This is a genomic window from Xanthomonas sp. BRIP62411, assembly GCF_003993525.1.
Classification (GTDB): domain Bacteria; phylum Pseudomonadota; class Gammaproteobacteria; order Xanthomonadales; family Xanthomonadaceae; genus Xanthomonas; species Xanthomonas euroxanthea.
In genome coordinates this window covers 310561-331635 of record NZ_QEZI01000018.1, presented here as the reverse complement: position 1 = coordinate 331635, position 21075 = coordinate 310561, and the positions used below count along the sequence as shown (strand labels likewise).

Below are 21075 nucleotides of genomic sequence, written 5' to 3'. Positions count from 1 at the left end.
TTCAATTAGAGGTAGTTAGTCATGGCAAAAGCTAAATTTGAGCGCACCAAGCCGCACGTGAACGTCGGCACCATCGGTCACGTCGACCATGGCAAGACCACGTTGACAGCCGCGCTGACCAAGATCGGTGCTGAGCGTTTCGGTGGCGAGTTCAAGGCGTATGACGCGATCGACGCGGCGCCGGAAGAGAAGGCGCGCGGCATCACGATTTCGACCGCACACGTCGAATACGAATCCCCGACCCGTCACTACGCGCACGTCGATTGCCCCGGCCACGCCGACTACGTCAAGAACATGATCACCGGTGCGGCGCAGATGGACGGCGCGATCCTGGTGTGTTCGGCCGCCGACGGCCCGATGCCGCAGACCCGCGAGCACATCCTGCTCTCGCGTCAGGTCGGTGTGCCGCACATCGTCGTGTTCCTGAACAAGGCCGACATGGTCGACGACGCCGAGCTGCTCGAGCTGGTCGAGATGGAAGTGCGCGAGCTGCTCAGCAAGTACGACTTCCCGGGCGATGACACGCCAATCATTCACGGTTCGGCGCGTCTGGCGCTGGACGGCGACCAGAGCGACATCGGCGTGCCGGCGATCCTGAAGCTGGTCGAGGCGCTGGATTCGTTCATTCCGGAGCCGACCCGCGACGTCGACCGCCCGTTCCTGATGCCGGTTGAAGACGTGTTCTCGATCTCCGGCCGCGGCACCGTGGTGACCGGTCGTATCGAGCGCGGCATCATCAAGGTTGGCGACGAAATTGAAATCGTCGGTATCCGTGATACCCAGAAGACCACCGTCACCGGCGTGGAAATGTTCCGCAAGCTGCTGGACCAGGGTCAGGCAGGCGACAACGCCGGTCTGCTGCTGCGCGGCACCAAGCGTGACGACGTCGAGCGTGGCCAGGTGCTGTGCAAGCCGGGTTCGATCAAGCCGCATACCGAGTTCGAAGCCGAAGTCTACGTGCTGTCGAAGGACGAGGGTGGCCGTCATACCCCGTTCTTCAAGGGCTACCGTCCGCAGTTCTACTTCCGCACCACCGACATCACTGGCGCCTGCCAGCTGCCGGAAGGCGTGGAGATGGTGATGCCGGGCGACAACGTGAAGATGGTCGTGACCCTGATCAACCCGGTCGCCATGGACGAAGGTCTGCGCTTCGCCATCCGTGAAGGCGGTCGTACCGTCGGCGCCGGCGTGGTTGCCAAGATCGTCAAGTAAGTCCTGCAATCCGGCGGCTTCGGTCGCTGGATCTGCACGAACAAGGGTCGGCGCAAGCCGGCCCTTTTTCGTGGGCCGAGTCGGAGGTGCGTGCACGGCCGGCGTCTTTATCGGGTAGGGCGCTTGCGCATGTAAAGGTGCCTCGCTATAATGCGCGGCTCGGTGTCCCTGGGTAGGGCGCTGAGTTACAGCGAAAAGAACGGCAGGATGCCGCTCGTGTTCGCCAGACCGGGAAGGTCGCGTTGCATGGAGCACTCAACAACTCACCTGTTGTTGACCGTGCTCTTGTCGCGCATTATACTTTTCCGTCTGGGCAGGCCGGTTTACCGGTCTGCCTCAGTTTTTGGGCGGAGGAAATGCCCTCGTCAGCAGGATGCACGGCGATTTCATCTACGTCAGGAATATCGGGGCAGGTATCCCAGAGGCCTTGCCCGTCGCTCTTTTAACGAAGGAAGCTTCCGTCATGTCGGAACAAAAGATCCGGATTCGGTTGAAGGCGTTCGATCATCGTTTGATCGACCGTTCGGCCAGCGAGATCGTCGAAACGGCTAAGCGGACCGGCGCGCAAGTGCGTGGCCCGATCCCGTTGCCGACCAAGATCGAACGTTACACCATCCTCGTATCCCCGCATGCCGACAAGGATGCGCGTGACCAGTACGAAACCCGCACGCACAAGCGTGTGCTCGATATCGTCGACCCGAACGACAAGACCGTGGACGCGCTGATGAAGCTCGAACTCGCGGCTGGCGTCGACGTTCAGATCAAGTTGACCTGAGGACTACGACCATGACGAAGAAATATTCGTTGGGCTTCGTAGGCCGCAAGGCTGGTATGAGCCGCGTCTTCACCGAAGACGGTCGCTCGGTACCGGTCACGCTGATCGAAGCAACTCCAAACCGCATCGCGCAGATCAAGACCGTCGAAGCTGACGGCTACAGCGCCGTGCAGATTACCGTTGGTGCCCGTCGTGCCGCGCTGGTCAACAAGCCGGCTGCTGGCCACTTCGCCAAGGCGAAGGTGGAAGCGGGTCGCGGCCTGTGGGAATTCCGCGTTGAAGATGCCCAGCTCGGCGATTTCGCCGTCGGCGGCGAAATCAAGGCGGACATCTTCGAGGTCGGCCAGAAGGTCGACGTCCAGGGCGTCACCAAGGGTAAGGGTTTCCAGGGCACCATCAAGCGCTACAACTTCCGTATGGGCGATGCAACTCACGGTAACTCGCTGTCGCATCGCGCGCCGGGTTCGTTGGGTCAGCGCCAGACCCCGGGTCGCGTTTTCCCGGGCAAGAAGATGTCGGGCCACATGGGCGCCGTGCAGCAAAGCACGCAGAACCTGGAAGTGGTCAAGGTCGACGTCGAGCGTGGTCTGATTGCTATCCGCGGCGCCGTGCCTGGCGCAGCTGGTGGCGACGTGATCGTCCGTCCGGCGAGCAAGGCATAAGGAGAGATGACGATGGAACTCGTTATCACGGGTAGCAACAACAAGGTCTCGGTCTCCGATGCCGTGTTCGGTCGCGAATTCAGCGAAGATCTGGTTCACCAGGTCGTCGTCGCTTATCGCAATGCCGGTCGCGCTGGTACCAAGGCACAGAAGACGCGTTCGGAAGTTGCGGGCACGACCAAGAAGTCGAAGAAGCAGAAGGGCGGCGGTGCGCGCCATGGCGCGCTGACGGCTCCGATCTTCGTCGGCGGCGGCGTGACCTTCGCGGCCAAGCCGCGCAGCTTCGAACAGAAAGTCAACCGCAAGATGTACCGTGCGGCCATCTGCGCGATCTTCTCTGAGCTTAATCGCCAGGGTCGCCTGATGATCGTCGATGCGTTCGACGTCGAAACCACCAAGACCCAGGGTCTGATCGAGAAGCTGAAGGGACTGGATGTGGGCAAGCGCCCGCTGATCGTCACCGAGGAAGCCTCCGAGCACCTGTATCTGTCCGCCCGCAATCTGCCGTATGTGCAGGTGCGTGATGTGCAGGGTCTGGATCCGGTCGCTCTGGTCGGGGCCGATACGGTCGTGATCACCGCCGATGCGGTCAAGAAGGTCGAGGAGTGGCTGGCATGAGCAGCAACGAAAAAATCTTCAGCGTGCTGCGTGCTCCGCGAGTCTCCGAAAAGACCGCGCGCCTGCAGGAAATCTCCAACCAGTATGTCTTCGAAGTTTCGAACGAAGCCACCAAGGCCGATGTAAAGGCCGCGGTTGAGCAGCTGTTCGACGTCAAGGTCAAAGCGGTCAACGTGGTCAACGTCAAGGGCAAGAGCAAGTCCTTCCGTAACCGTGCTGGCAGCCGTGGCAATTGGCGCAAGGCGTACGTCCGCCTGGTTGATGGTCAGTCCATCGACGTAACGGCCAAGGCCTGAGGTCCATCCCATGCCATTGATGAAGTTCAAACCCACCTCTCCCGGCCGTCGTTCCGCCGTGCGCGTGGTTACTCCCGATCTGCACAAGGGCGCACCGCACGCGGCGCTGCTCGATTCGCAGAGCAAGTCCGGTGGTCGTAACCACCATGGCCGCATCACCGTGCGTCACGTCGGTGGTGGTCATAAGCAGCACTACCGCATCATCGACTTCAAGCGCAACAAGGAAGGTATTCCGGCGCGTGTGGAGCGGATCGAATACGATCCGAACCGTACCGCTCATATCGCCCTGCTGTGCTATGTCGACGGCGAGCGTCGCTACATCATCGCCCCCAAGGGCCTGAAGGCTGGCGATCAGGTCATTGCCGGTGCCAACGCACCGATCAAGACCGGCAACACGCTGCCGCTGCGCAACATCCCGGTCGGTACGACGGTCCACGCTATCGAGCTGAAGCCGGGTAAGGGCGCTCAGATCGCACGTGCTGCCGGTGCAGCCGTCCAGCTGGTCGCTCGCGAAGGCATCTATGCCACGCTGCGTCTGCGCTCGGGCGAAATGCGCAAGGTGCCGGTCGAGTGCCGCGCCACCATCGGCGAAGTCGGCAACGACGAGCACAACCTCGAGAAGCTGGGCAAGGCTGGCGCCAAGCGCTGGCGCGGTGTTCGCCCGACCGTTCGCGGTGCGGCCATGAACCCGGTCGATCACCCGCACGGTGGTGGTGAGGCCAAGGCTGGCCAGGGTAATCCGCATCCGGTCACCCCGTGGGGTGTTCCGACCAAGGGTTACAAGACGCGCAAGAACAAGCGCACCCAGCAATTCATCGTCCGCGATCGTAGGGGCTAATCGACCATGGCACGTTCACTCAAGAAGGGCCCGTTCGTCGATCACCACCTTGCAAAGAAGGTGGAGTCCGCTGCGGGTAGCAAGAAGCCGATCAAGACCTGGTCGCGCCGTTCGATGATCCTGCCGGAAATGGTAGGCATCACCATCGCCGTGCATAACGGCAAGAACCACATTCCGGTGCTCGTCAACGAGAATATGGTCGGCCACAAGCTCGGCGAATTTGCCGTCACCCGGACCTTCAAGGGTCACGGTGGCGACAAGAAGTCGAGCAGGTAAGGGAGAGATGACGATGGAAGCGAAAGCAATCCTGCGCACCGCGCGCATCTCCCCGCAGAAGGCCCGCCTGGTCGCTGACCAGGTGCGTGGTTTGTCCGCCGAACGTGCGGTCAATCTGCTGAAGTTCTCGGATAAAAAGGCTGCGCACCTGATCAAGAAGGTTGTGGAGTCGGCGATTGCCAATGCCGAGAACAATCAGGGCGCGGATGTCGACGAGCTGAAGGTCAAGACCATCATGGTTGATGAAGGTCCGTCCCTGAAGCGTTTCATGGCGCGGGCGAAAGGCCGCGGTACCCGCATCCTCAAGCGCACCAGTCACATCACTGTGATTGTCGGCGCCGCCAAGTAAGCGGAAAGGAAAAGACCATGGGTCATAAAGTTCATCCGACTGGAATTCGCCTTGGCATCGCCAAGGACTGGAATTCCAAGTGGTACGCAAACAAGGCCGACTTCGCCGCCTATCTGGCAGCCGACCTGAAAGTGCGTGAAATGCTGCGCAAGAAGCTCGCGCAGGCAGGTATCAGCAAGATCTTGATCGAGCGCCCTGCCAAAACCGCCCGCGTGACCATTCACACCGCCCGTCCGGGCGTGGTGATCGGCAAGCGTGGCGAGGACATCGAAAAGCTGCGCAAGGAAGTGAGCGCGATGATGGGTGTTCCTGCCCACATCAACGTCACCGAAGTGCGCAAGCCGGAGCTGGATGCGCAGCTGGTCGCCGAGTCGATCGCGCAGCAGCTTGAGCGTCGCATCATGTTCCGCCGTGCAATGAAGCGCTCGGTCGGCAACGCGATGCGCCTGGGTGCCCTGGGCATCAAGGTCAACGTGGCTGGCCGCCTCAACGGTGCAGAAATCGCCCGTTCGGAGTGGTACCGCGAAGGCCGCGTGCCGCTGCACACGCTACGTGCCGACATTGATTACGGTTTTGCCGAGGCGTCCACGACGTACGGCATCATCGGCATCAAGGTCTGGATCTATAAGGGTGAGGTCTTCGACTTCTCCCAGGTTGGCCAGGAGAAGCAGGACGACAGCCCGCGCAACGATCGTAACGATCGCGGCGACCGTGGTGACCGTCCTTCGCGCCCGGCTCGTGAAGCGAGGTAACGGCAATGTTGCAACCCAAGCGAACCAAATACCGCAAGATGCACAAGGGCCGTAACGACGGCCTGGCATGGAGCGGAAACGCCGTCAGCTTCGGCGAGTACGGCCTCAAGGCAACCGCGCACGGTCAGCTGACCGCGCGTCAGATTGAAGCAGCACGTCGTACGATCAGCCGCCACGTCAAGAAGGGCGGCAAGATGTGGATCCGTGTGTTCCCCGACAAGCCGATCACCAAGAAGCCGATCGAAGTCCGCATGGGCTCCGGTAAGGGCAACGTGGAGTACTGGGTCGCGCAGATTCAGCCGGGCCGCATGATCTATGAAATCGAGGGGATTCCCGAAGATATCGCACGTGAGGCCTTCCGCCTTGCCGCCGCGAAATTGTCGGTGACCACCACTTTCGTGACCCGGACGGTGCGCTGATGGATATCAAACAACTCCGCGAGAAGTCGGCTGACGAACTGAAGGCCCACCTGACCGATCTGCGTAAGGAGCAGTTCTCGCTCCGTATGCAGCAGGTCACCGGCCAGCTGCCGAAGACCCACGATACCCGCCGGGTGCGCCGCGAGATTGCTCGCGTCAAGTACCTGCTCGGCAGCACCAAGTAAGGACGGCCGCGATGAGCGACAACAACGAAAAGCAAACGCTGCGCACGGTCGAAGGCCGTGTCGTCAGCAACAAGATGGACAAGACGGTCACCGTGTTGGTGGAGCGCCAGGTCAAGCACCCGTTGTACGGTAAGTACATCAAGCGCTCGTCCAAGCTCCACGCACACGACGCCGACAATGCCTGCAACGAAGGCGACGTCGTGCGTGTGACCGAGATTGCTCCAATGTCCAAGACCAAGAACTGGCGGGTGGTCGAAATCGTCACCCGTTCGGCCGAATAAGGGAGATCTGAATCATGATCCAGATGCAGAGCTACCTCGATGTCGCCGACAATTCGGGTGCCAAGGAAGTGATGTGCATCAAGGTGCTGGGCGGCTCCAAGCGCCGCTACGCACACATTGGCGACATCATCAAGGTGACCGTCAAGGACGCCATTCCGCGTGGCAAGGTCAAGAAGGGCGAAGTCTACGACGCCGTCGTGGTGCGTACCCGCAAGGGTGTGCGCCGTCCCGACGGTTCGCTGATCCGCTTCGATGGCAACGCCGCTGTGCTGTTGAACAATAAGCAGGAGCCGATCGGGACCCGCATCTTCGGGCCGGTGACGCGCGAGCTGCGTTCCGAGAAGTTCATGAAGATCGTCTCGCTCGCTCCCGAAGTGCTGTGAGCGGAGGACATATACATGGCTAACCGTATCAAGAAGGGCGACCAGGTCGTCATCAACACCGGCAAGGACAAGGGTAAGCAGGGTGAAGTTGTGCGTGTGGACGGCGATCGCGTGATCGTCTCCAATGCCAACGTCATCAAGCGCCACACCAAGCCGAACCCGCAGGCGGGTGTCGCCGGCGGCGTGGTCGAGCGTGAAGCGTCGATCCATATCTCCAACGTCAATATCGTCAACCCGGCAACGGGCAAGGGCGAGCGCGTTGGCTTCAAGGTGCTGGAGGATGGACGCAAATTGCGTGTGTTCCGCTCCAGCGGTGAGGCGCTCGACGCCTGAGGAATGCGATCATGAACACTCGTCTCGAAAAGTTTTACAAGGAAAACGTGGTGCCGGCCCTGATGAAGGAATTCGGCTACACCAATCCGATGGAAGTGCCGAAGCTGGTCAAGGTCACGCTCAACATGGGCGTGGGCGAGGCGGCTACCAACAAGAAGATTCTGGAAAATGCGGTCGCCGACATGTCCAAGATCTCCGGCCAGAAGCCGGTGGTCACCAAGTCGCGCGTTTCGGTCGCATCGTTCAAGATTCGTGACGGTTGGCCGATCGGCTGCAAGACCACCTTGCGTCGCGCCAAGATGTACGAGTTTCTGGATCGTCTGATCAACATCTCGCTGCCGCGCGTGCGCGACTTCCGTGGTGTTTCCGGTCGCTCCTTTGACGGTCGTGGCAACTTCAACATGGGTGTGAAGGAACAGATCATCTTCCCGGAAATCGACTTCGACGCCGTCGACGCGATTCGCGGTATGGATATCGCCATCACCACCACCGCCAAGACGGATGCGGAAGCGAAGGCGCTGCTGGCAGCGTTCAAGTTCCCGTTCCGTAACTGACCGTCGAGGACATCCGAAATGGCAAAGACCTCCATGATCCACCGCGACATCAAGCGTGCAAAGCTGGCGAAGAAATTCGCCGGCAAGCGTGATGCGCTGAAGAAGATCCTCTCCAGTCAGGATGCGTCCTACGAAGAGAAGATCGATGCGTCGACCAAGTTGCAGAAGCTGCCGCGCGATTCGTCGCCGAGCCGCCACCGCAACCGTTGCGAGCTGTCCGGCCGTCCGCGCGGTGTCTACCGCAAGTTCGGTCTGGGTCGCAACATGCTGCGCAAGGCCACGATGAACGGTGACGTTCCGGGCCTGCGCAAGGCAAGCTGGTAACAGCATTGCCGGCCGTTCGCGGCCGGCTTGAACAGGATCGTTCTGTTCAACAGGGGAGTCCGACGCAAGTCGGGCTCTTTTGTCGTATACTTCCGCTTCTGTCTTGCCCGCATGGGCGCGGCATGGCGTAAAGGGTCCTGGCCCATCCCCAGGAAAACACAAGATTTTCGCGAAAGCGGATATCGGTGCACTCAAAGGTACTCATATGAGCATGACTGATCCCATCGCCGACCTGCTGGTACGCATCAAGAATGCGGCCGCGGTTGGTAAGCAGACGGTGAAATTGCCGTCGTCCAAGATCAAGGTTGCGATCGCCCAGGTCCTGAAGGACGAGGGTTACATCACAGACCTACGCGTGACAGCGACCGAGAACAACAAGTCGGAGCTGGAAATCGTGCTGAAGTATTTCGAAGGCCGTCCGGTCATCGAGACCCTGAAGCGTTTCTCGCGCTCGGGTCTGCGCCAGTACCGCGGCAAGACCGAGCTGCCCAAGGTCCTGGGTGGCCTGGGTATCGCCATCATCTCCACGTCGAAGGGCATCATGACCGATGCGCAGGCTCGCGAAGCCGGCGTTGGTGGTGAAGTCCTGTGCTTCGTGGCCTAAGGGAAGGAATCGATCATGTCCCGTGTAGCCAAGAAGCCTGTTTCCCTTCCGAAGGGTGTTGAACTCAACGTCCAGCCCGAGCTGGTCAGCGTCAAGGGTCCGAAGGGCACCCTGACCCTGCCGAAGCCGACTGGCGTCGAAATCGCCATCGACGGCGACGTTGCCACGCTGTCGGCCAATGACCCGTCGCAGATCGCCATCACCGGTACCGTGCGCGCCATCCTGGCCAACATGGTCAAGGGTGTGTCCGAAGGCTTCGAGCGTAAGCTCGAGCTGGTCGGCGTCGGTTACCGCGCCGCCATGCAGGGCAAGGATCTGAGCCTGGCGCTCGGTTTCTCGCATCCGCTGGTGTTCGTGGCGCCGGAAGGCATCACGCTGTCGACCCCGACCCAGACCGAGATCGTGGTCCAGGGCGCCGACAAGCAGCGCGTCGGCGAAGTCGCCGCCAAGATTCGCGGTTTCCGTCCGCCGGAGCCCTACAAGGGCAAGGGTGTGAAGTACGCCGGTGAAGTCATCATTCGCAAGGAAGCCAAGAAGGCGTAACGCAGGTCCCTCTGCTAGGAGCCCGGCCATCCATGGCCGGACTTCCGATGCAAAAGCCTGCTTCCTTCAGCTTCCGTAGGATAAATATCATGAGCATCAACAAGAACATCGCCCGTCTGCGTCGCGCCAAGTCCACCCGTTCGCACATCCGTGAGCTGGGCGTCGCTCGCCTGTCGGTGCTGCGCACCGGCCAGCATCTGTATGCGCAGGTCTTCACCGCCGACGGTTCCAAGGTGATCGCCGCGGCGAACACCCTGCAGGCCGACGTCAAGGAAGGCCTGAAGAACGGCAAGAACAGCGATGCGGCCGTCAAGGTCGGCAAGCTGATCGCCGAGCGCGCCAAGGCTGCGGGCATCGAGAAGGTCGCGTTCGACCGCTCGGGCTACCGCTACCATGGCCGTATCAAGGCGCTGGCCGATGCAGCTCGCGAAGGCGGCCTGCAGTTCTAAGCACTGCTGCGGACGTGGCCATCGGTCACGTCCGCGATACCGCCGGCAGGGAGATGCCGGACCGTCCCGTTCTTTTGCAACGGAGCCGGGAACACCGCGTGATTTCACAACCATAAGCGGCTTCGAGCCGTACATACTCAATCAATCAAGGAATCAAGATGGCAGAAGAACGTGCACCGCGGGGTCGTGATCGCGACCGTAACCGCGAAGAGAAAGTCGACGATGGCATGATCGAAAAGCTGGTCGCGGTCAATCGCGTCAGCAAGACGGTCAAGGGCGGTCGCCAGTTCACCTTCACCGCGCTGACCGTGGTCGGCGATGGTCTGGGCAAGGTCGGTTTCGGGTATGGCAAGGCGCGCGAAGTGCCGGTCGCCATCCAGAAGTCGATGGAACAGGCGCGCAAGAACCTGGCCACCGTCGATCTGAACAACGGTACCTTGTGGCATGCCGTCAAGTCCGGCCATGGCGCAGCACGCGTCTACATGCAGCCGGCCTCGGAAGGTACGGGCGTCATCGCCGGCGGCGCCATGCGCGCTGTGCTGGAAGCGGTTGGCGTCAAGAACGTGCTGGCCAAGGCGGTTGGTTCGCGTAACCCGATCAACCTGGTCCGTGCAACCCTGAAGGGTCTGTCGGAAGTGCAGTCGCCGGCGCGTGTTGCGGCCAAGCGCGGCAAGAAGGTGGAGGAGCTCAACCATGGCTAAGGACACCAACAAGACCGTGACGGTGCGCCTGGTGCGTGGCCTGCGTGGAACCCAGTCGCGTCACCGCCTGTCGGTGCGTGCGTTGGGCCTGAATAAGCTCAACGATGTGCGTGAACTGAAGGACAGCCCGCAGGTTCGCGGCCTGATCAACACCGTTCACTACCTCGTCAAGGTTGAGGACTAATCCCATGACTTTGCATCTTAATGACCTCAAGCCCGCCGACGGCGCCCGCACCGAGCGCACCCGCGTCGGCCGTGGCATCGGCTCCGGCCTTGGCAAGACCTGTGGCCGCGGCCACAAGGGTTCGTTCGCGCGCAAGGGCGGCGGCAAGATCAAGGCCGGCTTCGAAGGCGGCCAGACCCCGATGCAGCGCCGTCTGCCGAAGATCGGTTTCCGTTCCAAGATGGCGCGTGACAGTGCCGAAGTGTTGTCCTACCAGCTGGACAAGCTGGAAGCCGGTGAGATCGACTTTGCAGCGCTGCGTGCGGCCAATCTGGTCCCGAGCCGCGCCAAGAAGGCGAAGATCGTGCTGAAGGGCGAGCTGAGCAAGAAGTTCGTGCTGAAGGGCGTGGCTGCAAGTGCAGGCGCCAAGGCAGCAATCGAAGCTGCCGGCGGCAGCGTAGAGGAGTAATCGGCAGATGGCGCAGGCTGGCATTGGTAACCTCGGTGGCGGGCTCGGCAAGTTCACGGAACTTCGCCAGCGGCTGCTGTTCGTCCTCGGGGCATTGATCGTCTATCGCATCGGCTGCTATGTGCCGGTGCCTGGCGTGAATCCCGATGCCATGCTTTCGTTGATGCAGGCGCAGGGCGGCGGCATCGTGGACATGTTCAACATGTTCTCGGGCGGCGCCCTGCACCGTTTCAGTATTTTCGCGTTGAACGTGATGCCGTACATCTCGGCATCGATCGTGATCCAGTTGGCCACGCACATCTTTCCCGCCCTCAAGGCGATGCAGAAGGAAGGCGAATCCGGCCGACGCAAGATCACCCAGTATTCGCGTATCGGTGCGGTGCTTCTGGCAGTGGTGCAGGGCGGTAGTATCGCGCTGGCACTGCAGAATCAGACCGCGCCCGGTGGTGCTCCGGTGGTGTATGCGCCGGGCATGGGCTTCGTGCTCACCGCAGTGATCGCGCTGACCGCCGGCACCATCTTCCTGATGTGGGTGGGCGAGCAGGTCACCGAGCGTGGCATCGGCAACGGCGTGTCGCTGATCATCTTCGCCGGCATCGTGGCGGGTCTTCCGTCGGCGGCGATCCAGACCGTCGAGGCCTTCCGCGAAGGCAATCTGAGCTTCATTTCACTGCTTCTGATCGTCATCACCATTCTGGCCTTCACGCTGTTTGTGGTGTTCGTCGAACGCGGGCAGCGACGTATCACGGTCAACTACGCGCGCCGCCAGGGCGGTCGCAATGCGTACATGAACCAGACCTCGTTCCTGCCGCTGAAGCTCAATATGGCAGGCGTGATTCCGCCGATCTTCGCCTCCAGCATCCTCGCCTTCCCGGCGACGCTGTCGATGTGGTCCGGTCAGGCGGCGTCCGGCAGCGGCGTGGGCTCCTGGCTGCAGAAGATCGCCAATGCGCTCGGGCCGGGCGAGCCGGTGCACATGCTGGTGTTTGCGGCACTGATCATCGGCTTTGCGTTCTTCTACACCGCGCTGGTGTTCAACTCGCAGGAAACCGCCGACAACCTCAAGAAGTCGGGCGCGCTGATTCCGGGCATCCGCCCTGGCAAGGCGACGGCGGATTATGTGGACGGCGTGCTGACACGTCTGACCGCAGCGGGTTCGTTGTACCTGGTGATCGTCTGCCTGCTGCCGGAAATCATGCGCACGCAGCTGGGCACCTCGTTCCACTTCGGTGGTACGTCGTTGCTGATCGCCGTGGTGGTGGTGATGGACTTCATTGCGCAGATCCAGGCGCATCTGATGTCGCATCAGTACGAGAGCCTGCTGAAGAAGGCCAACCTCAAGGGTGGCTCGCGCGGCGGTCTGGCGCGCAGTTAAGTCTCGCGGGCGGTTAGGTGGTACACTAGATCTTCATTGCGTGAAGACGGCCTGGTTCCCGGGCCACAATCTTCCGATCAGAAGGGCGGCTCGCGCGACGTCTCGCGCGCGGGTGTGACGAGGTGGTCCTGTGCGGGAGTAGTACAGGCGATTCGGAGAAGTTTTCTGGATCAACATCGTCCGGCGCCGGAGCGAGGGCACACTCCCCACGCCGGGTCCATGGAACTTTTGGTTCCACGGGCTTCAAAGCAATCCGAGGCCTTGCTACAATTCCGAGTTCACTTTTGATCCATCCTGCCGGATGGCGCCTGGGCGCTGTCGGGCCATCACTCAGTTGGAGAATCGCGTCATGGCGCGTATTGCAGGCGTCAACCTGCCAGCCCAGAAGCACGTCTGGGTCGGGTTGCAAAGCATCTACGGCATCGGCCGTACCCGTTCGAAGAAGCTCTGCGAATCCGCAGGCGTTACCTCGACCACGAAGATTCGTGATCTGTCCGAACCCGAAATCGAGCGCCTGCGCGCCGAAGTCGGCAAGTATGTCGTCGAAGGCGACCTGCGCCGCGAAATCGGTATCGCGATCAAGCGACTGATGGACCTGGGCTGCTATCGCGGTCTGCGTCATCGCCGTGGTCTCCCGCTGCGTGGTCAGCGCACCCGTACCAACGCCCGCACCCGCAAGGGTCCGCGCAAGGCGATCAGGAAGTAAGGGATAGATCATGGCAAAGCCAGCAGAAAAGAAAACGAAGAAGAAGATCAAGCGCGTCATCACTGACGGCGTCGCCCACGTCCACGCTTCGTTCAACAACACCATCGTCACCATCACCGATCGCCAGGGCAATGCGCTGTCGTGGGCTACGTCCGGCGGCGCCGGCTTCCGTGGTTCGCGCAAGTCGACCCCGTTCGCTGCTCAGGTTGCCGCCGAAAAGGCTGGCCGCGCTGCGCTCGACTACGGCGTGAAGTCGCTGGAAGTACGTATCAAGGGTCCGGGTCCGGGCCGTGAGTCGGCCGTGCGTTCGTTGAACAACGTGGGCTACAAGATCACCAACATCATCGACGTGACGCCAATCCCGCACAACGGGTGCCGTCCGCCGAAGAAGCGTCGCGTCTAAAGGGAGCGATAAGAAATGGCTCGTTATATCGGTCCTACCTGTAAGCTCGCCCGCCGCGAAGGCGCCGATCTTTCCCTCAAGAGCCCGGCGCGTGCGCTGGACTCCAAGTGCAAGCTTGAGCAGAAGCCCGGCCAACACGGCGCGGCTCGCAAAGGCAAGCTCTCCGACTACGCTACCCAGCTGCGTGAAAAGCAGAAGGTCAAGCGCATCTACGGGTTGCTGGAGCGTCAGTTCCGCAACTACTACAAGAAGGCCTCGACCAAGAAGGGCAACACCGGCGAGAACCTGCTGCAGTTGCTGGAAACCCGTCTGGACAACGTCTGCTACCGCATGGGCTTTGCCGTCACCCGTCCGGCCGCGCGCCAGCTGGTGTCGCACCGTGGCGTGCTGGTCAATGGCAAGTCGGTGAATCTGGCGTCGTACCAGATCAAGGCTGGCGATGCGATCACGTTGTCGGAAAAGGCACAGAAGCAGCTCCGCGTGCAGGAAGCCCTGACCGTGGCTGAGCAGCACGACATGACGCCGTCGTGGGTCGAAGTCGATTCGAAGAAGTTCAGCGGCGTGTTCAAGGCCGTTCCGGATCGCGCTGACCTGCCTTCGGATATCAACGAAGCGCTGATCGTCGAGTTGTATTCGAAGTAATTCACATTGGAGAGCCTCCGGCACCGCCGGAGGTTCGCAGGAGACCCCGCAACATGACGGTTACCGCCAACCAGGTTCTGCGCCCCCGTGGTCCGCAGATCGAACGTCTTACCGACAATCGCGCAAAGGTCGTGATCGAGCCCTTGGAGCGCGGTTACGGGCACACGCTGGGCAATGCCCTGCGTCGTGTGCTGTTGTCGTCGATCCCGGGTTTTGCGATCACCGAGGTCGAGATCGACGGCGTGCTGCACGAGTACACCACGGTCGAAGGGCTGCAGGAAGACGTGCTTGACGTCCTGCTCAACCTGAAAGACGTGGCGATTCGTATGCATAGTGGCGACAGCGCGACGCTGTCGTTGTCCAAGCAGGGTCCGGGTACGGTCACTGCGGCCGACATCAGGACCGATCACAACGTCGAGATCATCAACGGCGACCACGTGATCTGCCACCTGACCAAGGACACGGCGCTGAACATGCGCCTGAAGATCGAGCGTGGTTTCGGCTATCAGCCGGCTGCTGCGCGTCGTCGTCCGGACGAAGAGACCCGCACCATCGGTCGTCTGATGCTGGATGCGTCGTTCTCGCCGGTGCGTCGCGTTGCCTATGCCGTGGAAGCTGCGCGCGTTGAACAGCGCACCGACCTCGACAAGCTGGTGATCGATATCGAGACCAACGGCACCATCGATGCCGAGGAAGCCGTGCGCACCGCCGCCGACATCCTCAGCGATCAGCTGTCGGTGTTCGGCGATTTCACCCACCGCGATCGCGGTGCGGCCAAGCCGGCTGCCAGCGGCGTGGATCCGGTGCTGCTGCGCCCGATCGACGACCTCGAGCTGACCGTGCGTTCGGCCAACTGCCTGAAGGCCGAGAGCATCTACTACATCGGCGATCTGATCCAGAAGACCGAAGTGGAACTGCTCAAGACCCCGAATCTTGGCAAGAAGTCGCTGACCGAAATCAAGGAAGTGCTGGCACAGCGCGGCCTTGCACTGGGCATGAAGCTGGAGAACTGGCCGCCGGCCGGTGTCGCCCAGCACGGCATGCTTGGTTAATGCATCACCCGCATGGGCGTCTTCGGGCGCCCATGCTGTTTTTACATCGACGGGCCAAAGCCCGCGGTGACATCCGGTCGAAGGACGGCCGGCTCGGACCAACCGCAGTCCATTCAACAGCGCCAGGATGGCGACAACGTCTCTCAAAGCAGTCTCAACATTCCTTAGGAAATCACACTCATGCGTCACCAGAAATCCGGCCGTAAGTTCAACCGCACCAGCGCGCACCGCGAAGCCATGTTCCGCAATATGGCCGCCTCGCTGTTCAAGCACGAGCTGATCAAGACCACCTTGCCGAAGGCCAAGGAACTGCGTCGCGTCGCCGAGCCGCTGATCACCATCGGCAAGGTCGATGGCGTTGCCAACCGTCGTCTGGCGTTTGCCCGCCTGCGCGACAAGGAAGCCGTGGGCAAGCTGTTCGTCGAACTGGGCCCGCGTTATGCGACCCGTCCCGGCGGCTACCTGCGCATCCTGAAGGCCGGCTTCCGTGCCGGTGACAATGCGCCGATGGCGTATGTCGAGCTGGTCGACCGTCCGGTCGTCGCCGAGGAAGTGGCCGAGTAATCGGTTCGCCCTTCGCAAGGATCTTGAAAAGCCCGGCTAGCGCCGGGCTTTTTCATTGCAGGCCCCGAGCCGGGTCTGTCGCCTTGGCGTCGATGTCACAGCCGCAATGCAGTGCAGCGACCTGCAGGGGTCAACCATCGCCAAGCAGCCTGCTGCGACGGTGGCTGCGTCAGGGCTGCATCGCCAGCATGCAGGGTGGCGCGTGGCGGGCGATAGGCATGGCTGGACGGGACTTCGCGCTGCAACCTGCCCGATGCAGGCATCCGTGGTCACCGCGGCGGCGATGGCTGATAATCGGACATTCGGTCCTAGGCAAGCGGTAGCGATGAATCCATTTCGTTGGGGTTTCCGGGCGCAGTTTTTGCTGGGCTTTCTTGGATGCGCAGGATTGCTTGCCTATGCGATCTATGTGCAGCTGCATCTTGGTCTGGAGCCATGCCCGCTCTGCATCTTCCAGCGGATCGCCTTTGCGGCGCTGGCGGTGTTGTTTCTGCTGGGCGCGTTGCATGGGCCGCGCGCCGCGGGCACGCGTAAGGTCTATGGCGTACTGGGTTTCCTCGCTGCCGGTGTGGGCATGGGCATCGCGGCGCGGCATGTCTGGGTGCAGATCCGGCCCAAGGACATGATGTCGTCGTGCGGGCCGCCGTTGAGCTTCCTGAGCGAGACGATGGGGCCGTTCGAAGTGTTCCGCACGGTACTGACCGGCACCGGCGACTGCGGCAACATCGATTGGCGCTTCCTGGGCCTGAGCATGCCGATGTGGAGCATGCTCTGGTTCGTGGGCCTGGCACTGTGGGCGCTGTATGCCGGGTTCAGGCAGCGTGGTCCGCGCAAACTGTTCTGATCGTTCCGTTCCGGCACTGGCCGGCGCCCACGCTTTCTGGAGTTCACGATGTCCGCTTCCCCTCATTCGTCCGTCAACCAGGCAGACCAGTGGTCGCCGCAGAGTTGGCGGCAGCGGCCGGCGCTGCAGATGCCGGTGTACCCGGATGCCGTTGCGTTGGAGCACACCCTGGGTGAGTTGCGGCAGTTGCCGCCGCTGGTGACCTCCTGGGAAATCTTCGCGCTCAAGCGCCAGCTGGCCGAGGCGCAGGAGGGCAAGCGCTTCCTGCTGCAGGGCGGAGATTGCGCCGAAAATTTCAGCGATTGCGAATCGGGCACGATCTCCAATCGCCTGAAGGTGCTGCTGCAAATGAGCCTGGTGCTGGTGCACGGCCTGCACCTGCCGGTGGTGCGGGTCGGGCGCTTTGCCGGGCAGTACGCCAAGCCGCGCTCGGCCGATACCGAGACCCGCGATGGGGTGACCTTGCCGAGCTACCGCGGCGATGTGATCAACGCACCCGCCTTCACCGAAGCGGCTCGCGTGCCGGATCCGCAGCGCATGATCACCGCGCATTCGCGCTCGGCGATGACGATGAATTTCGTGCGCGCCCTGATCGACGGCGGCTTTGCCGACCTGCACCATCCCGAATACTGGAATCTGGACTGGGTGGGCTATTCGCCGCTGGCTGCGGACTACCAGAAGATGGTGGCGTCGATCGGCGATGCGGTGCGCTTCATGGAAACCCTGTCCGGCGCCGAGGTCTACAACCTCAATCGCATCGACTTCTACACCTCGCACGAGGCGTTGCTGCTGCCGTACGAGGAGGGCCTGACCCGCCAGGTGCCGCGTCAGTGGGGCTGGTTCAACCTGAGCACGCATTACCCGTGGATCGGCATGCGCACCGCCGCGCTGGATGGCGCGCATGTGGAATATCTGCGTGGGGTACGCAACCCGATTGCAATCAAGGTGGGGCCGTCGGTGCAGCCGGATCAGCTGCTGCGTCTGATCGATGTGCTCAATCCGGAAGACGAACCTGGCCGCCTGAGCTTCATCCACCGCATAGGGGCGGCGCAGATCGCCGAAAAGTTGCCGCCGCTGCTGGAGGCGGTCCGGCGCGACGGGCGTCGGGTGTTGTGGGTGTGCGATGCGATGCACGGCAATACCGAAAGCACCGGCAATGGCTACAAGACACGCCGTTTCGACAATATCCGCAGCGAGGTCGAGTTGTCGTTCGATCTGCACGCGGCAGCCGGGACGCGGCTGGGCGGGGTGCATCTGGAACTCACCGGCGAAGATGTCACCGAATGTACCGGTGGCGCGCGCGAGTTGACCGAGCGCGATCTGGAACGCGCCTACCGGTCCAGCGTGGATCCACGCCTGAACTACGAGCAGTCGCTGGAAATCGCAATGGCAATCGTGCGCAAGCAACAGCAGGTGGCGGCGCAGCCGCTGGGCGGGTGAGGCCGCCGTGCGCATGACGTGATGCTCATGCCGCGTGCGGCATGCTGTTGCAGCCATCCCTCTTTCCCCCCACAGGAGGAACGGTTTGACTGCCGATTGGAACGTCATCCGCGAATACGCAATCCCGCTTGGTGCCTCGCTGCTGGCGGGCATCGTCACCTGGTCGCTGATGCTGTGGCTGTTTCGCCGCATGCAGGGCCGCGACTACCGCCGCGCACGCATCATCCGCGTGGTCACGCTGCCGGCTGCCTTCATCCTGCCGCTGCTGTTTCTGGGCATCGCCACCGAAGCGACGCCACTGGCCGGCAAGACGCTGGCAGCGGTACAGCACCTGCTGCACGTCGGCATCGTCGGTTGCGTGACCTGGTTGTTCGTGCGTGCGGTCGCCGCTGGCGAGATGGCGATCCTGCGCAGCAATCCGATCGAGGTGTCCGACAACCTCACCGCCCGGCGCATCCAGACCCAGACACGCGTGCTGAGCCGGGTGGTGATGGGCGCGGTGATCCTGCTCGGCATCTCGGTGGTGCTGCTTGGCTTCGAACAGGTGCGCCAGATCGGCAAGACGCTGCTGGCCTCGGCCGGCATCATCGGGCTGGTGGCCGGTATCGCGGCCAAGCCGGTGTTCGGCAACCTGATCGCCGGCCTGCAGATCGCTCTGACCCAGCCGATCCGGCTGGACGATGTGGTGATCGTGGAAGGCGAATGGGGACGCATCGAGGAAATCGGCAGCTCGTACGTGGTGGTGCGGATCTGGGACGAGCGACGGATGGTGGTGCCGCTCACCTGGTTCATCGAAAACCCGTTCCAGAACTGGACACGCAGCAGTGCCGACCTGCTCGGCACCGCATTCCTGTGGCTGGACTACCGCACCCCGATCGCGGCGGTGCGTGCCGAGCTGGAGCGCATCTGCAAGAGCGAGCCGCTCTGGGATGGGCGGGTCTGCGTGACCCAGGTGACCGAAACCAGCGAGAGCACGATCCAGGTGCGTCTGCTGGTGAGTGCGCGCAATTCCGGCGATGCGTTCGACCTGCGCTGCATCAGCCGCGAGCGCATGATCGACTTCCTGACCCGCGAGCACCCGTACGCCTTGCCGAGAATCCGTGCCGAAATCGCCGCGCAGGAAAAGCCACCCCTGCGCGCCGCCGCGCCGATCGCCCCGGAGAGCGTGCGCTCGCCCGGTGCCGAAGACGGCGAGCCTGCGACTACGGTGTAGCTGCAGGCGGTGCTGCCGGTGACGCGCCTGGTGCCGCCAGCGCGTAGCTGGGCGCAAACCGCGCCTTGCTGCGCTGCTCGTACGCGTAGGCCAGTTCGATCAGGCGTGGCTCGCTCCAGGCGCTGCCCATGAACAACAGGCCCAGCGGCAGGCCCTGGGTCTGGCCCATCGGCACGCTCAGGCTGGGATAACCAGCCACCGCGGCCGCACCGTAGCCGGCACCGGGAAAGGTGTCGCCCTTGACCAGGTCGGTGACCCAGGCGGCACCGGTGGTGGGCACGATCAGCGCATCCAGGCGATCGGCCTGCAACGCGGCATCGATGCCTTCCGGCCCGGCCAGCCGTTTGGCCGTGGCGCGGGCGGTGAGATACGCGGCATCGTCGAGCCCGGGCGCGGCCTGTGCCTGCTCGAACAGTTCCTGCCCGAAGTAGGGCATCTCGCGCTGCGCGTGGCTGCGGTTGAAGGCGATCACCTGTTCCAGGCTCGACACCGGGGCGGGGCGGCTGCGCAGATACGCGTTCAGGCCGGCCTTGAACTCGACCAGCAAGACCGTCTGTTCGGCAGCATCCCACTGGCCATCGGTCACCAGGCGGGTTTCGATCACGGTGGCACCGGCCGCGCGCAGGGTCTGCACGGCGCGGTCCAAGGCGGCGGCGATCGCGGGATCCTCGCGCAGAGGATTGCGCAGCAGGCCCAGGCGCGCGCCGCGCAGGCCATCGGGCTTGAGGTGTGCCAGGTAGTTCGGGGTGGGCGCAGGCGCAGTGCGCGTGGCCGGATCCTGCGGGTCGGGCGCGGCGATCGCCTGCAGCACGGCGGCAGCATCGGCGACGCTGCGCGTCATCGGGCCGGCAGTGTCCTGGCTGGCCGAGATCGGAATGATGCCATCGCGGCTGACCAGGCCCACGGTCGGCTTGAGCCCGACCAGACCGTTCACCGAGGCCGGGCAGGTGATGCTGCCGTCGGTCTCGGTGCCGATACCGACGGTGGCCAGGCTGGCGGCGATCGCCGCGCCGGTGCCGGCGCTGGAGCCGCAGGGGTTGCGATCCAGCGCGTAAGGGTTGCGGGTCAGACCACCGCGTGCACTCCAGCCGGAACTCGACTTGGTGGAGCGGAAATTGGCCCATTCGCTCAGATTGGTCTTGCCCAGGATCACTGCGCCGGCCGTGCGCAGGCGTTGCACCACAAAGGCGTCGCGGCCTGGCCTGAAATCGGCAAGCGCCAGCGAACCGGCGCTGTTGACCATCGGCAGCGCATCGATGTTGTCCTTGAGCAACACCGGAATGCCGTGCAGGGGCCCGCGCACATGGCCGGCGCGGCGTTCGGCGTCCAGTGCGCGTGCGTCGGCTTCGGCTTGCGGGTTGAGTTCGATCACCGAATTGAGGGTGGGGCCGGCGCGATCGATGGTCGCCACGCGGCGCAGGTATGCGCGGGTCAGATCCAGGCTGCTGGTCTTGCCGGACGCCATGCGTGCCTGCAGGCCAACGACGTCGGCATCGCTCAGAGTGTCTTGCCTGGCAGCGGCTGCATGGGCACCGGCAGGCGCCAGGCCGTCGTCGGCATGCGCACAGCCGCACAGCGCCAGCAGTAGCGCGAAGGACAAGGTGGTAGATCGCATGGGTGGTCTTCCCCGGAGGACTGTTTGCAGGCTAA

32 protein-coding genes are annotated in these 21075 nt (G+C 62.7%); 31 read left to right on the top strand and 1 reads right to left on the bottom strand.

Features of this window, described 5'->3' with window-relative positions; genetic code table 11:
• The first annotated feature begins 21 nt into the window (after positions 1–21).
• The 31 genes from tuf to EO139_RS16165 all read left to right on the top strand — a co-directional run bounded on the left by tuf (position 22) and on the right by EO139_RS16165 (position 19425).
• A complete protein-coding gene (gene tuf, locus EO139_RS16315; RefSeq protein WP_104582262.1) occupies positions 22–1212 on the top strand; it encodes an elongation factor Tu in 1191 nt (396 codons plus the stop codon).
• A 463-nt stretch (positions 1213–1675) separates the two neighbouring features.
• A complete protein-coding gene (gene rpsJ / locus EO139_RS16310; protein ID WP_003486723.1) occupies positions 1676–1987 on the top strand; it encodes a 30S ribosomal protein S10 in 312 nt (103 codons plus the stop codon).
• Between the two features lie 11 nt (positions 1988–1998).
• The gene (gene rplC, locus EO139_RS16305) at positions 1999–2649 is read left to right on the top strand and encodes a 50S ribosomal protein L3 (RefSeq protein ID WP_006450633.1); all 651 of its coding nucleotides are present in this window, start codon (positions 1999–2001) and stop codon (positions 2647–2649) included.
• Positions 2650–2661: 12 nt separating this feature from the next.
• Positions 2662–3267: a 50S ribosomal protein L4 gene (gene rplD, locus EO139_RS16300; RefSeq protein WP_016900669.1), complete on the top strand. Its 606-nt coding sequence runs from the start codon at positions 2662–2664 to the stop codon at positions 3265–3267.
• Positions 3264–3563: a 50S ribosomal protein L23 gene (gene rplW / locus EO139_RS16295; RefSeq protein WP_002811694.1), complete on the top strand. Its 300-nt coding sequence runs from the start codon at positions 3264–3266 to the stop codon at positions 3561–3563. Before rplD ends, rplW begins: the two co-directional genes overlap by 4 nt.
• Positions 3564–3573: 10 nt before the next feature.
• Positions 3574–4401 carry a 50S ribosomal protein L2 gene (rplB, locus tag EO139_RS16290; RefSeq protein WP_126971452.1) on the top strand — a complete coding sequence of 276 codons (828 nt, stop codon included), beginning with the start codon at positions 3574–3576 and terminating at the stop codon, positions 4399–4401.
• Between the two features lie 6 nt (positions 4402–4407).
• The gene (gene rpsS / locus EO139_RS16285) at positions 4408–4677 is read left to right on the top strand and encodes a 30S ribosomal protein S19 (RefSeq protein ID WP_005993369.1); all 270 of its coding nucleotides are present in this window, start codon (positions 4408–4410) and stop codon (positions 4675–4677) included.
• A 13-nt stretch (positions 4678–4690) separates the two neighbouring features.
• Positions 4691–5026: a 50S ribosomal protein L22 gene (rplV, locus tag EO139_RS16280; protein ID WP_002811686.1), complete on the top strand. Its 336-nt coding sequence runs from the start codon at positions 4691–4693 to the stop codon at positions 5024–5026.
• Between the two features lie 17 nt (positions 5027–5043).
• Complete coding sequence (rpsC, locus tag EO139_RS16275) at positions 5044–5778, top strand: 30S ribosomal protein S3 (RefSeq protein ID WP_102252623.1); 735 nt, start codon at positions 5044–5046, stop codon at positions 5776–5778.
• Positions 5779–5783: 5 nt separating this feature from the next.
• Complete coding sequence (gene rplP / locus EO139_RS16270) at positions 5784–6197, top strand: 50S ribosomal protein L16 (RefSeq protein WP_011036127.1); 414 nt, start codon at positions 5784–5786, stop codon at positions 6195–6197.
• The gene (rpmC, locus tag EO139_RS16265) at positions 6197–6382 is read left to right on the top strand and encodes a 50S ribosomal protein L29 (protein WP_006450638.1); all 186 of its coding nucleotides are present in this window, start codon (positions 6197–6199) and stop codon (positions 6380–6382) included. Before rplP ends, rpmC begins: the two co-directional genes overlap by 1 nt.
• Positions 6383–6393: 11 nt before the next feature.
• Positions 6394–6663 carry a 30S ribosomal protein S17 gene (gene rpsQ / locus EO139_RS16260; RefSeq protein ID WP_102252624.1) on the top strand — a complete coding sequence of 90 codons (270 nt, stop codon included), beginning with the start codon at positions 6394–6396 and terminating at the stop codon, positions 6661–6663.
• 14 nt (positions 6664–6677) lie between these two features.
• A complete protein-coding gene (gene rplN / locus EO139_RS16255; protein ID WP_003486699.1) occupies positions 6678–7046 on the top strand; it encodes a 50S ribosomal protein L14 in 369 nt (122 codons plus the stop codon).
• Positions 7047–7061: 15 nt separating this feature from the next.
• Positions 7062–7379 (top strand): 50S ribosomal protein L24, encoded by a 318-nt coding sequence (gene rplX / locus EO139_RS16250; RefSeq protein WP_003486696.1) that lies wholly within the window; start codon positions 7062–7064, stop codon positions 7377–7379.
• A gap of 11 nt (positions 7380–7390) precedes the next feature.
• Positions 7391–7933: a 50S ribosomal protein L5 gene (gene rplE, locus EO139_RS16245; RefSeq protein WP_010371090.1), complete on the top strand. Its 543-nt coding sequence runs from the start codon at positions 7391–7393 to the stop codon at positions 7931–7933.
• An 18-nt stretch (positions 7934–7951) separates the two neighbouring features.
• Positions 7952–8257, top strand: a complete 306-nt coding sequence (gene rpsN, locus EO139_RS16240) for a 30S ribosomal protein S14 (protein WP_005917137.1) — start codon at positions 7952–7954, stop codon at positions 8255–8257.
• Positions 8258–8462: 205 nt separating this feature from the next.
• Complete coding sequence (rpsH, locus tag EO139_RS16235; protein WP_010371096.1) at positions 8463–8861, top strand: 30S ribosomal protein S8; 399 nt, start codon at positions 8463–8465, stop codon at positions 8859–8861.
• A gap of 15 nt (positions 8862–8876) precedes the next feature.
• Positions 8877–9404, top strand: a complete 528-nt coding sequence (rplF, locus tag EO139_RS16230) for a 50S ribosomal protein L6 (protein WP_104608441.1) — start codon at positions 8877–8879, stop codon at positions 9402–9404.
• Between the two features lie 89 nt (positions 9405–9493).
• Positions 9494–9853 (top strand): 50S ribosomal protein L18, encoded by a 360-nt coding sequence (rplR, locus tag EO139_RS16225; RefSeq protein ID WP_016900655.1) that lies wholly within the window; start codon positions 9494–9496, stop codon positions 9851–9853.
• 158 nt (positions 9854–10011) lie between these two features.
• Entirely contained in the window at positions 10012–10554 is a 543-nt protein-coding gene (gene rpsE, locus EO139_RS16220; protein ID WP_003486682.1) for a 30S ribosomal protein S5, read from the top strand.
• Entirely contained in the window at positions 10547–10738 is a 192-nt protein-coding gene (gene rpmD / locus EO139_RS16215) for a 50S ribosomal protein L30 (protein ID WP_104582267.1), read from the top strand. Before rpsE ends, rpmD begins: the two co-directional genes overlap by 8 nt.
• A gap of 4 nt (positions 10739–10742) precedes the next feature.
• Positions 10743–11186, top strand: a complete 444-nt coding sequence (rplO, locus tag EO139_RS16210) for a 50S ribosomal protein L15 (RefSeq protein ID WP_016900650.1) — start codon at positions 10743–10745, stop codon at positions 11184–11186.
• A 7-nt stretch (positions 11187–11193) separates the two neighbouring features.
• A complete protein-coding gene (gene secY, locus EO139_RS16205; RefSeq protein ID WP_016900648.1) occupies positions 11194–12561 on the top strand; it encodes a preprotein translocase subunit SecY in 1368 nt (455 codons plus the stop codon).
• Between the two features lie 349 nt (positions 12562–12910).
• The gene (gene rpsM, locus EO139_RS16200; RefSeq protein ID WP_003486672.1) at positions 12911–13267 is read left to right on the top strand and encodes a 30S ribosomal protein S13; all 357 of its coding nucleotides are present in this window, start codon (positions 12911–12913) and stop codon (positions 13265–13267) included.
• Positions 13268–13277: 10 nt separating this feature from the next.
• On the top strand, positions 13278–13670 hold the full coding sequence (rpsK, locus tag EO139_RS16195) for a 30S ribosomal protein S11 (RefSeq protein ID WP_003486671.1): 393 nt from the start codon (positions 13278–13280) through the stop codon (positions 13668–13670).
• A gap of 15 nt (positions 13671–13685) precedes the next feature.
• Positions 13686–14312 carry a 30S ribosomal protein S4 gene (rpsD, locus tag EO139_RS16190; protein ID WP_002811641.1) on the top strand — a complete coding sequence of 209 codons (627 nt, stop codon included), beginning with the start codon at positions 13686–13688 and terminating at the stop codon, positions 14310–14312.
• 53 nt (positions 14313–14365) lie between these two features.
• Entirely contained in the window at positions 14366–15364 is a 999-nt protein-coding gene (rpoA, locus tag EO139_RS16185) for a DNA-directed RNA polymerase subunit alpha (RefSeq protein WP_002811635.1), read from the top strand.
• Between the two features lie 180 nt (positions 15365–15544).
• Positions 15545–15928 carry a 50S ribosomal protein L17 gene (rplQ, locus tag EO139_RS16180; RefSeq protein ID WP_003486665.1) on the top strand — a complete coding sequence of 128 codons (384 nt, stop codon included), beginning with the start codon at positions 15545–15547 and terminating at the stop codon, positions 15926–15928.
• A gap of 325 nt (positions 15929–16253) precedes the next feature.
• A complete protein-coding gene (locus EO139_RS16175; RefSeq protein WP_104582268.1) occupies positions 16254–16772 on the top strand; it encodes a disulfide bond formation protein B in 519 nt (172 codons plus the stop codon).
• Positions 16773–16820: 48 nt separating this feature from the next.
• A complete protein-coding gene (locus EO139_RS16170) occupies positions 16821–18212 on the top strand; it encodes a 3-deoxy-7-phosphoheptulonate synthase class II (protein WP_126971450.1) in 1392 nt (463 codons plus the stop codon).
• Between the two features lie 85 nt (positions 18213–18297).
• On the top strand, positions 18298–19425 hold the full coding sequence (locus tag EO139_RS16165; protein WP_104582270.1) for a mechanosensitive ion channel family protein: 1128 nt from the start codon (positions 18298–18300) through the stop codon (positions 19423–19425).
• On the opposite strand, the gene EO139_RS16160 is transcribed toward EO139_RS16165, so the two are convergent.
• Positions 19415–21025: an amidase gene (locus EO139_RS16160; RefSeq protein WP_206515156.1), complete on the bottom strand. Its 1611-nt coding sequence runs from the start codon at positions 21023–21025 to the stop codon at positions 19415–19417. The two genes, EO139_RS16165 and EO139_RS16160, sit on opposite strands and share 11 nt — an antisense overlap.
• Positions 21026–21075 lie beyond the last annotated feature (50 nt).

Coding starts and splice junctions, on each gene's coding strand:
- tuf (WP_104582262.1), top strand. CDS start 22: ATGGCAAAAGCTAAATTTGAGCGCACCAAGCCGCACGTGAACGTCGGC.
- rpsJ (WP_003486723.1), top strand. CDS start 1,676: ATGTCGGAACAAAAGATCCGGATTCGGTTGAAGGCGTTCGATCATCGT.
- rplC (WP_006450633.1), top strand. CDS start 1,999: ATGACGAAGAAATATTCGTTGGGCTTCGTAGGCCGCAAGGCTGGTATG.
- rplD (WP_016900669.1), top strand. CDS start 2,662: ATGGAACTCGTTATCACGGGTAGCAACAACAAGGTCTCGGTCTCCGAT.
- rplW (WP_002811694.1), top strand. CDS start 3,264: ATGAGCAGCAACGAAAAAATCTTCAGCGTGCTGCGTGCTCCGCGAGTC.
- rplB (WP_126971452.1), top strand. CDS start 3,574: ATGCCATTGATGAAGTTCAAACCCACCTCTCCCGGCCGTCGTTCCGCC.
- rpsS (WP_005993369.1), top strand. CDS start 4,408: ATGGCACGTTCACTCAAGAAGGGCCCGTTCGTCGATCACCACCTTGCA.
- rplV (WP_002811686.1), top strand. CDS start 4,691: ATGGAAGCGAAAGCAATCCTGCGCACCGCGCGCATCTCCCCGCAGAAG.
- rpsC (WP_102252623.1), top strand. CDS start 5,044: ATGGGTCATAAAGTTCATCCGACTGGAATTCGCCTTGGCATCGCCAAG.
- rplP (WP_011036127.1), top strand. CDS start 5,784: ATGTTGCAACCCAAGCGAACCAAATACCGCAAGATGCACAAGGGCCGT.
- rpmC (WP_006450638.1), top strand. CDS start 6,197: ATGGATATCAAACAACTCCGCGAGAAGTCGGCTGACGAACTGAAGGCC.
- rpsQ (WP_102252624.1), top strand. CDS start 6,394: ATGAGCGACAACAACGAAAAGCAAACGCTGCGCACGGTCGAAGGCCGT.
- rplN (WP_003486699.1), top strand. CDS start 6,678: ATGATCCAGATGCAGAGCTACCTCGATGTCGCCGACAATTCGGGTGCC.
- rplX (WP_003486696.1), top strand. CDS start 7,062: ATGGCTAACCGTATCAAGAAGGGCGACCAGGTCGTCATCAACACCGGC.
- rplE (WP_010371090.1), top strand. CDS start 7,391: ATGAACACTCGTCTCGAAAAGTTTTACAAGGAAAACGTGGTGCCGGCC.
- rpsN (WP_005917137.1), top strand. CDS start 7,952: ATGGCAAAGACCTCCATGATCCACCGCGACATCAAGCGTGCAAAGCTG.
- rpsH (WP_010371096.1), top strand. CDS start 8,463: ATGAGCATGACTGATCCCATCGCCGACCTGCTGGTACGCATCAAGAAT.
- rplF (WP_104608441.1), top strand. CDS start 8,877: ATGTCCCGTGTAGCCAAGAAGCCTGTTTCCCTTCCGAAGGGTGTTGAA.
- rplR (WP_016900655.1), top strand. CDS start 9,494: ATGAGCATCAACAAGAACATCGCCCGTCTGCGTCGCGCCAAGTCCACC.
- rpsE (WP_003486682.1), top strand. CDS start 10,012: ATGGCAGAAGAACGTGCACCGCGGGGTCGTGATCGCGACCGTAACCGC.
- rpmD (WP_104582267.1), top strand. CDS start 10,547: ATGGCTAAGGACACCAACAAGACCGTGACGGTGCGCCTGGTGCGTGGC.
- rplO (WP_016900650.1), top strand. CDS start 10,743: ATGACTTTGCATCTTAATGACCTCAAGCCCGCCGACGGCGCCCGCACC.
- secY (WP_016900648.1), top strand. CDS start 11,194: ATGGCGCAGGCTGGCATTGGTAACCTCGGTGGCGGGCTCGGCAAGTTC.
- rpsM (WP_003486672.1), top strand. CDS start 12,911: ATGGCGCGTATTGCAGGCGTCAACCTGCCAGCCCAGAAGCACGTCTGG.
- rpsK (WP_003486671.1), top strand. CDS start 13,278: ATGGCAAAGCCAGCAGAAAAGAAAACGAAGAAGAAGATCAAGCGCGTC.
- rpsD (WP_002811641.1), top strand. CDS start 13,686: ATGGCTCGTTATATCGGTCCTACCTGTAAGCTCGCCCGCCGCGAAGGC.
- rpoA (WP_002811635.1), top strand. CDS start 14,366: ATGACGGTTACCGCCAACCAGGTTCTGCGCCCCCGTGGTCCGCAGATC.
- rplQ (WP_003486665.1), top strand. CDS start 15,545: ATGCGTCACCAGAAATCCGGCCGTAAGTTCAACCGCACCAGCGCGCAC.
- EO139_RS16175 (WP_104582268.1), top strand. CDS start 16,254: ATGAATCCATTTCGTTGGGGTTTCCGGGCGCAGTTTTTGCTGGGCTTT.
- EO139_RS16170 (WP_126971450.1), top strand. CDS start 16,821: ATGTCCGCTTCCCCTCATTCGTCCGTCAACCAGGCAGACCAGTGGTCG.